This window comes from Gordonibacter pamelaeae 7-10-1-b (assembly GCF_000210055.1).
GTDB lineage: Bacteria > Actinomycetota > Coriobacteriia > Coriobacteriales > Eggerthellaceae > Gordonibacter > Gordonibacter pamelaeae.
Map to the genome: position 1 here is coordinate 2,509,604 of NC_021021.1, position 8,526 is coordinate 2,518,129.

At 65.7% G+C, this 8,526-nt stretch carries 6 protein-coding genes; 2 read left to right on the plus strand and 4 right to left on the minus strand.

The annotated features are described in order from the left end of the window. Positions 1-147 precede the first annotated feature (147 nt). Positions 148-909 (minus strand): putative electron transfer flavoprotein FixA, encoded by a 762-nt coding sequence (gene fixA / locus GPA_RS11695; protein ID WP_015539989.1) that lies wholly within the window; start codon positions 907-909, stop codon positions 148-150. A 33-nt stretch (positions 910-942) separates the two neighbouring features. Beyond that, positions 943-2,088 (minus strand): acyl-CoA dehydrogenase, encoded by a 1,146-nt coding sequence (locus tag GPA_RS11700; protein WP_015539990.1) that lies wholly within the window; start codon positions 2,086-2,088, stop codon positions 943-945. A 264-nt stretch (positions 2,089-2,352) separates the two neighbouring features. Here GPA_RS11700 and GPA_RS11705 point away from each other — a divergent pair, with 264 nt between their 5' ends. After that, positions 2,353-3,327, plus strand: a complete 975-nt coding sequence (locus GPA_RS11705) for a LysR family transcriptional regulator (RefSeq protein ID WP_015539991.1) — start codon at positions 2,353-2,355, stop codon at positions 3,325-3,327. 87 nt (positions 3,328-3,414) lie between these two features. On the opposite strand, the gene GPA_RS11710 is transcribed toward GPA_RS11705, so the two are convergent. Beyond that, positions 3,415-4,770: an MFS transporter gene (locus GPA_RS11710; RefSeq protein ID WP_015539992.1), complete on the minus strand. Its 1,356-nt coding sequence runs from the start codon at positions 4,768-4,770 to the stop codon at positions 3,415-3,417. A gap of 396 nt (positions 4,771-5,166) precedes the next feature. Here GPA_RS11710 and GPA_RS11715 point away from each other — a divergent pair, with 396 nt between their 5' ends. Next, positions 5,167-6,579 carry an SLC13 family permease gene (locus tag GPA_RS11715; protein ID WP_041239551.1) on the plus strand — a complete coding sequence of 471 codons (1,413 nt, stop codon included), beginning with the start codon at positions 5,167-5,169 and terminating at the stop codon, positions 6,577-6,579. 176 nt (positions 6,580-6,755) lie between these two features. Here GPA_RS11715 and GPA_RS11720 read toward each other — a convergent pair whose 3' ends face one another. Then, positions 6,756-8,255, minus strand: a complete 1,500-nt coding sequence (locus tag GPA_RS11720) for a helix-turn-helix transcriptional regulator (protein WP_015539994.1) — start codon at positions 8,253-8,255, stop codon at positions 6,756-6,758. Positions 8,256-8,526: the final 271 nt, after the last annotated feature.

The window sequence follows — 8,526 nt, forward strand, 5'->3', positions numbered from 1 at the left end:
CGGCCGCCTGCGCCGCGCCCTCGCCCACGGCCACGGCCTCGACCCGCTCCCCCAGCCGACGGCCCACGGCACCAAGCTTTGCGAAGCGCTCGGGAGCCTCGCTCACCACCCATACCTTGCTCAAAGCACTCATGCTCTCCACCTGCCTTACCGCGATGCCCGGATGCCGGACACCAGCTCGCCGATATTCTCGTCCGTCGCCCCTTCGAGCACGATTCCCTTGCGCGCGATGCTCGCGGGCGCCTTCACGGAAACGGTTTCCACCGGGCTTTCGGGAATGCCGCCCACCTCGTCGAGGCTCCACGTGGTCACGGGCTTCTTGCCCGCAGCGAGGATGTCCTTGAGCTGCGGGATACGCGGAAGCACGGCATCGGAGGTCATGGACACCACGGCCGGCGGCGCGATCTCGAGCACTTCCACCTCGTTCTCCAGCACGCGCTCCACCAAAAGCGCGTCGCCCTCGGCGCGCACGCTGCCCGTTGCGTTCACCACGGGCAGGCCCAGCAGCGCGCCTACGAGCAGGCCCACCTGCTGGGAGTATCGGTCTGCCGAGCCCTCGCCGCAGACCACGAGGTCGAAATCGATCTTGCGCAGCGCCGCGGCCAACACCGAGGCCGTCTGGAACGCATCGGCGTCCTCGAGGGCCGGGTCCACCACGCGGTACAGCTCGTCGGCACCACGCGACAGGGCGGCCTTCACGAGCTTCGTGTCGTTCAGCTTCTCGCCCCCGGCGGAGAGCAGCACGGCGCTCCCGTCGGTGGCGGCGGCCAGCTGCGCCGCCGCCTCGATGGCCACCAGGTCGTACTCGCCGAGCACCCACTGCGCGCGGTCGAGGCGCAGGGCCCCGTCGGCGCCGACCTCGATGTCCTGGGCATCGGGGACGATCTTGTAGCATGCCACGATGTTCATGGTTCGCGAATCCCTCCTCGTCGATGGGCGTTCCTACTGCGCTTCCTTGATGAGCGCGCGGCCGGCCGTGTGCACCATGATCTCCTCGGTGCCCGCCATGATGCGGTAGACGCGCTGGTCGCGCCACAAACGCGAGATGCGGCAGTCGTGCGTGTAGCCGATGCCGCCCATGATCTGCATGGCGTCGTCGATGACCTCGAAGGCGGCCTGGCCGGTGTAGCGCTTCACGAGCGACGAGTCGATCATGATGGACTCGCCGTTGTCCTTCTTCCACGCGGTCTTGTACAGCAGGTTCTGCATGTTCTCGATCTTTATCCTCATGTCCACGAGCTTCTCCTGGACCAGCTGGAAGCTCCCGATGATCTTGCCGAACTGCATGCGCTGGGCGGCGTAGCGCAGGGCCTCGTCGTACGCGCAGCGGGCCATGCCCACGTTGGCGGCACAGATGGTCAGCCGCTCCACCTCGAAGTTCTTCATGAGCTGGTAGAAGCCCTTGCATTCCTCTCCCACCAGGTCGGACTCCTCGCACTCCACGTCGTCGAGGTGCACCTCGTAGGTGCCGCACATGTTGTTGCCTATCTTGTCGAGCTTCTCGATGGCCACGCCCGGGCGGTCCATCGGGAACAGGTACATGCTGAAGTCCTTGTAGGGGCTCTCGTTCACGCCGCTGCGGCACACGCACAGCATGTAGGGTGCGCGGTCGGCGCTCGTGTTGAACGTCTTGTTGCCGTTGATGTACACCTTGCCGTCGCGCTTCGTGGCCGTGGTGGCCATGGCGGCGCTGTCAGAGCCCGCCTGCGGCTCGGTGAAGCCGAGCGTGAAGGGCTTTTTGCCCTCCAGCGCGTATCCCAAGATCTTCTCCTGCTGCTCCTTGTTGCCGAACGTGAGGATGTCGTCAACCTCGGTGGCGAAGTTGATCCAGCACAGCGACGGGTAGCCCAGCGCGTGCGCTTCCTCGGCCACCATGACCTGGGTGAGCGTGTCGGTGGGCGTGCCGCCGAACTCCTCGGGGATGCCGAGGGTGGTAAAGCCGGCCTCCACGAGGGCGTCCACGGCCTTCTGGGGGTATTCGTGGTTGCGGTCGCACTCCTTGAAGTAGTCCTCGAAGTTGCCCCGCTCCATGACGGTTTTCAGGCTGTCGAGCAGAAGCTCCTGCTCCTCGGTCTTCTTGAAGTCCATGGGTTGCTCCTATCGTTCGAAGGAATCGGCAGTCTGCCTGCTGGGAAGGGGAGTCGGTGCGAGGCGGCCCCACCGGCCGGAAACCGGATGGGGCGCGCTTAGTCCCTGCCGGCCGCCGCCATTATAGGAAGCCGCGCCGGCATGACCCAAATACGTATGTTGCAGCAGCCCTTCCCATGCCCGAATGCATGCCCATTCATCTTCTGGTATCCTACTTTTCACATTCTGCATAAACCGAGTCGACGCGAGGACGGTGGGTCTTTCATGGACATCGAGGTGTACCGGGAATTCATGGCGCTCGCCGCCCACAAGAGCTTCGTGTCGGCCGCCCGCGACCTGAACATGTCGCAGCCCTCGCTGAGCCGGCACATGAACGCCCTCTCCAACGACCTGGGATGCCGGCTCTTCTACGACACCCGTCCTTTGAGCCTCACGGCAGCCGGCGAGGTGGTGCTCAAGCATGCGGGCAAGATCATCGGCGACCAGGCGAACATGCTCGCCGAACTGCGCGCGCTTCCTGCGGGCGGCAGCGATCGCATCCTCATCCTCGACCTGCTGCACACCAACGCGCTCTACGTGGGCATCAACGAGGTCGTCGCCCGCGCCAAGGAGCGCTTCGCCGGGCTGCGCGTGGAGTTCGTCAACATGGACAACTCCGGGCTGGGCGGGCAGCAGATGGTGGATGCCGGCAAGGTGGACGTCGCCTTCGAGACCATCATCTCCGAGAACCCGCCCACGGAGCTCCATGTGTCCGACTCGGTGGAGGCCATCTGGATTCCCGAGTTCCACGGCGAGCTCGTGGCCGGCGTCTCGCGCACCTCGCCGCTGGCGGCCAAGGGACAGCTCGCGCTTGCCGACCTTGCGCAATCCCGCTTCATCCTGCAGGCGAACCGCTACAGCGAGCGGTTCCGCGAGGACTTCATCGCGCTGTGCCGCGAGGTGGGCTTCTATCCCAACATCACGCTCGTTCCCACCGACAACCCGTTGGAATTCTACGCCACCGACCCAGGCGACGGCATCCACCTGCTCACCAAGGTGGACCGGAAGTACAAGCCCCTCATGTCCGACATGCTCAAGCAGCATGTGGTCATCCTTCCCTTCGCGGATAAGAAGCGCTACGTGGACGCCTTCGCGCTCATGGACAGCGACCCCGGACGCCCCGACCTCGAGTACTTTGCCGAGCTTCTACGGGAGCACGCCGAGCGGTTCCGCTCGGCGGATGCCCCCGCCGACGCCTGATCGATCGAACGGCGCTGTGCGCGGCTCCCGCCAGCATGTCGGCGCTCCCGCCCTCGCACGGCCATGACCGGGGATGCGCAGGGTCCCTTACTGCGCAACCGCTTCCACCGCCGCCTCCGTCTCCGTATCGCAGCGCGGAATCCGCACGAAGAGCCCGCACGCCGCGCACGCGGCGACGATGCCCGCCGTGAGGTAGAACGCGATCGTGCAGGTCCCCGTCGCATCGAATACGGCTCCGCTCGCAATGGGCAGCGCAGAGGCCACCACCGTGGTGATCATGATGCCCGTGCCCAGGTTCTTGGAGAACGACGAGGCCCCGAAGTAGTTGGCCATGGCCGTGGGAAACACGGCATTGACGCCGCCGAACCCGAAGCCCACGCATACGTAGAACGCGAAGAGCATCGCCTCGTTCTGCGCCGCCGCGCCGGCCAGGATGCCCACGACCAAGATCACCGTGGACGCCACGATGAGCCTGATGGGCTCGATGCGGTCGGACACCATGCCCAGAAGGAGCTTGCCCAGCAGGCTGACACCGCCCATGACGGCCACGCCCGCCACCACAAGCCCGCTGTCGAAGCCGAGCGAGGAGAAGTGCAGGGCGCTTTGCGAGGTGGCCAGCGTATACGACGCGAACCCACCCGTGGCCGCCAGCGAGATGAGCCAGAAGGCCGGTGTCCTCGCCACGCGCTTGAACGGCACGGCATCGGTGTTCTTGTACACCTTGAAGCCCTTGCCGCTACCGCCGAGCACACTCGGGTCGGCGACGCCGTCGGGATGCTGCCCCAGGTCGGCAGGCTTGTTCTTCACAAGCAGAAGCGCCACGGGGATGAGCGCCGCGCTCAGGCCCACCAGCAGGTACCAGCCGCTGCGCCACGTACCGCCCGTGGCGCCCACGATGGCGTTCACGACGGGCGGCCCCACGAACGACGCGCTCGCTCCCAGAACCATCATGGCGGTCATGGCGACGCCGCGGCGCGCCACGAACCAGTCGCCGATCGTGCTCTGCACGGCCAGCTGGCCCACCATCATGGTGGCGGCGCTCGTCACGATGCCGAACACCAGGAAGTACGCCACCGGCGAGGACACGAGGAATATCAGCGCGAGCATGGCCAGCAGCATGACCGCTGCACCGAGCGCCATGCTGAACCGGGCGCCCTTCTTCGCGATGAGCGCCCCCACGAGCGGTGCCGAGAGCCCCTGCACCAGCACGAACAGCGAAAAACCCGTTCCCAGCATGGTGGCGTTCATGCCAAGCGACGCATCTTGGAGCATGAGCGGGTTGACGATGGTGGCCGTGGGCAAAACGATGCCCGAAGAGCAGAAGTACATGAACCCCAGCACGGGGATCAAGATATAGCCATAGAACAGCTTCTTCGGCCTCGCGCCCCGCGCCGCCGCAACGGGTGCCGCGCCCGCCTCCCCTTGTCGCGCCTCGTAGTCCATGCCGCCTCCCTATCGATTGCAGTCTTGTCCTCCTTCGTCCAGCATCGCCCGGATGGATTGGAAAATCTTCCGCAGCGGATGTTGAAATCTGCGTTTCTGCCCCGCAGCCCTCATACCCAGATACTGAAGCGCCGCCTCCTGCCCGCCGTCGGGAGGGTGAGCGCTCCACAGTATGCAGATGTTGAAGCGAAGGGTTTCGATTCTCGCATTGCAGCCCTACGGCAGCAGGTACCGCTTCTTGCAACATACGTATTTGCCCCTTGTCGAAGGCAGTCTCTATAATGCGGGGCACGCGGCAGGGGGCCGCGGCGATCGAGAGCTCTGCACCGGACTGGGAACCCGGCTCCGCACCGGCGGAAAAATGCACCGCACTCTCTCAACAAGGAGGTACAACGCATGGAAAACACCAACGTTCCAATGGCAAAACGCCTGATCGGGATAGGATTGGCGATTGTCTGCCTCGCCATCGGCTTCCTGGTTCCGGACTCCGAGGCCCTCTCGCACCAAGGAGCCACCGCGCTCGGCATCCTGGGCGCGCTCGTGGCGCTGTGGGTCACCTCGGCCCTGCCCCTGGGCGCCACCGCCCTGCTCGTCGTCGTGCTGTGCCCGGTGCTCGGCGTGGTCGACAACCTGGGCAAGGCCATCGGCGGCTTCGCCAGCCCCGCGCTGCTCTTCATCATCGCGGTGTTCTCGATGCCCGTCATCATGCTCAAGACGAACTGGGGCGTGCGCCTCATCAACGCGCTCATAGGCTGGACCGGCGCCAACTCGCGCAAGCTCGTGCTGGGCTTCATGTGCGCCACCACGCTCGTGTCCACGGTCATGTCCGACGTGCCCTGCACGGTGCTGTTCCTGGGTTTCGCGCTCACCATCCTCAAGGCCGCCGATGCCAAGCCGCTGCAGTCGAACCTGGGCCGCTGCCTCATGATCGGCATCCCCATCGCCGCCGTCACCGGCGGCATGGCCACGCCTGCCGGCAGCTCGTTCAACGTCGTGGCCATGAACACTTTGCAGCAGGCCACCGGCACTTCCATCTCGTTCCTCGACTGGGTGCTCGTCGCCCTGCCCGTCGTCATCATCATGACGCCCATCTGCTGGTTCTTCATCACGGCCATCCTCAAGCCCGAGCCCATCGCCGACTCCTGCCTGCAGGGCATCCGCGACCAGGCCGCCGGCGCCAAGAAGATCGAGGCCTACGAGGTGAAGGCCATCCTCGTGATCGGCGCCATGCTGGTGCTGTGGATCGTGGGCAACTGGGTTCCCGTCCTCAACGCCACGGTGGTCGCCCTCATCGGCCTGACCGTCATGTTCCTGCCGGGCATGGACCTGCTCACCTGGAAGGAGTTCCAGGGCTCCGTGCCGTGGGGCATCGTCATCATGTGCGGCACCATCATGTCCATGGGCGGCGTGGTGGAGGCCACGGGCGGCGCGGCGTTCCTCGCCGGAGCCATCTCGGGCAGCGGCGTCATGGACCTGGGCTTCTTCGCAGCCTTCGCGCTCCTGCTCGCGCTCATCTACCTGCTGCACACCGTGTGCCCCATCGGCGTGGCCATCCTGGGCATCTTCCTGCCCATCATGATCACGCTGTGCGCCGGCTTCGGCGTGTCGCCGGCCGTGCCCACCATCGCGCTGGCCGTGGTCGTTGCGGGCAACTACCTCATGCCCGTGAACCCCACGGTCATGCTGACCTACGGCGAGGGTTACTACACCTTCGGCGACATGTTCAAGACCGGCATCGTGCCCTCGGTGGCCCTCGTGCTCATCATGGCCGCCTGGATGCCGTTCATCGTGGGGGTCATGGGCCTGTAAGCCCTCTTCCCCACCTGCGCTCCGCGCACGAAGGCCTTGGGACCGCTTGCGGTTCCAAGGCCTTTTTTGACGCACGCCGCATCCCATCAGGCCGCATCTCTGCGAGGCAGGGATCGGAGGCCGGCCGAGGCGCGCAGCCTCTCCAGCACGCTTCGGCCGGCCAGGGGACCGCGCCCCTATTCCCCGTCGTAGTCCTCAACGATGTTCATGAGATGCTGCTGCGAGCTGATATCGAGCTTGCGGTAGATGTGGTAGATATGGGACTTGGCCGTGGCCGGGCTCACCACCAGCTGCTCGGCAATGTGCTCGGCGTTGCGCCCCTTGGCCAGCAGCAGGAACACCTCCTCCTCGCGCGGCGTCAGGGCGTAGCGCTGGGCCACGAGCTCGCAGCGCTTCCTGAAGAAGCCAGGCCCCGACTGGTCCGCACCGACATCCCCTGCGGCTTCGAGAGCCCGTTCTGCGGCAGGAGGCGCCAGCAGCTCGTTCAACCGCTTCCGCGCCTGGGCGTCATCGCCCCCGTACACGCAGAACGCCACGACCAGCACCAAGGCGAACGCCACCATCAGCAGGTCGAGTTGCGTCCCCGCAAGCGGATACGCGAACACCGCGAGGTAGGCCACCGCCGACCCGGCCAGGAAACCCAGGTAGCTGGGGGTCTGGCGCAGGGCGAACCGATCCACCGGATGCAGCCGGAACTCGTAGTTGTCGATGCTCGTGGTGCACCATCCCACGATGGTCGAATGCGCGAGCGCAGCGATGATCATGCCGCCGCACACCACCCGCCCCAGCCCGTCGAAGAACGGAAACAGCAGCATGCCGGCCATGAGGACGGGCAGCGAGATGCGCTGGACGACCGCCATGTCCACGTCCACCTTGGACCCGAGCAGCGCCCACAGAAGCGCCACCAGCGTGCCCACCAGCCCGCTCGCGCCCCCGATGACGGCCACCTCCTGGCCCATGGAGCACAGCTCGATGGCCATGAACCCGTACACCGCCCCCTGGCTGGCAACCGACAGCGCGGCCGGCACCGTCAGCACCTTCGTGCGGCGAAATGCCCCCACGGGCAGGATGCGCTCGGCGGGGATGCGCGTGGAAAGGTAGGCCGCCAACCCCACCGATCCCACGATGAACAGCGTGATCTCCGACAGGTTGAGCCACTGGGTGTCCGAGGCGTTGGCAAAGACGAACAGCAGCGTGCCCCCGATGGAGCCCAGCCCGATGACCACCGCGGTACGCCGGGTGGGAATCAGGCTGAAGAACACGCACCAGTACATCATGATGCTTCCCTGGGCAACGCCGAACAGGGCCCAGGAGACCACCGAGACGGCAAGCGGGATGCCCGCGAACGCCGTGTTCACGAACGCGTTCGCCACCGCCGCGAGCGCGAGCAGCGAGCCGATGGCAAACAGGCGGTTGCGGTTCTCGAAAGCCCAATCGGCCTTCCATGCGCAGAACGCGAACGTGGCCGCCAGCGTCAGCACCGACACGATGCGCAGGGCCGTGGCCTCCCGCACATCGCAGAACCCGAGGAGGGCGAGGGAGGGACTGAAGGTGGCCGACAGCTCCCACCCGATGAGGAACGCGAAGCCGATGGTGGCAAGGACATAGGTCAGGCGCAGATCATCGGGCGTCCTTGTCTCGGTTGAAGCTGTTTCCGCAGGTGAATAAGGTGTCATCCCCGCTCCTCAACATCAGAGTATGATAATGTTCCGGCCTATTCCCGCAATTCAACCTTAGCAGCGGTAGATAATTTTCCCCCAACGAAGAATACTGCCCGCATACGGGAGGAGGCGATTGTCCTTCCCGCATGCGGGCATTTTAGCGTTCCCGCGCTAAGCGCACAACCGCCCGCCTCGATCGCCGCTCCACACTGGCCGGTCGCTTTGCAGGGGGCATCCGGCAACCGCCGCACCACGACCACGCGGCCCTGCGCGCAGAGAGGACGAA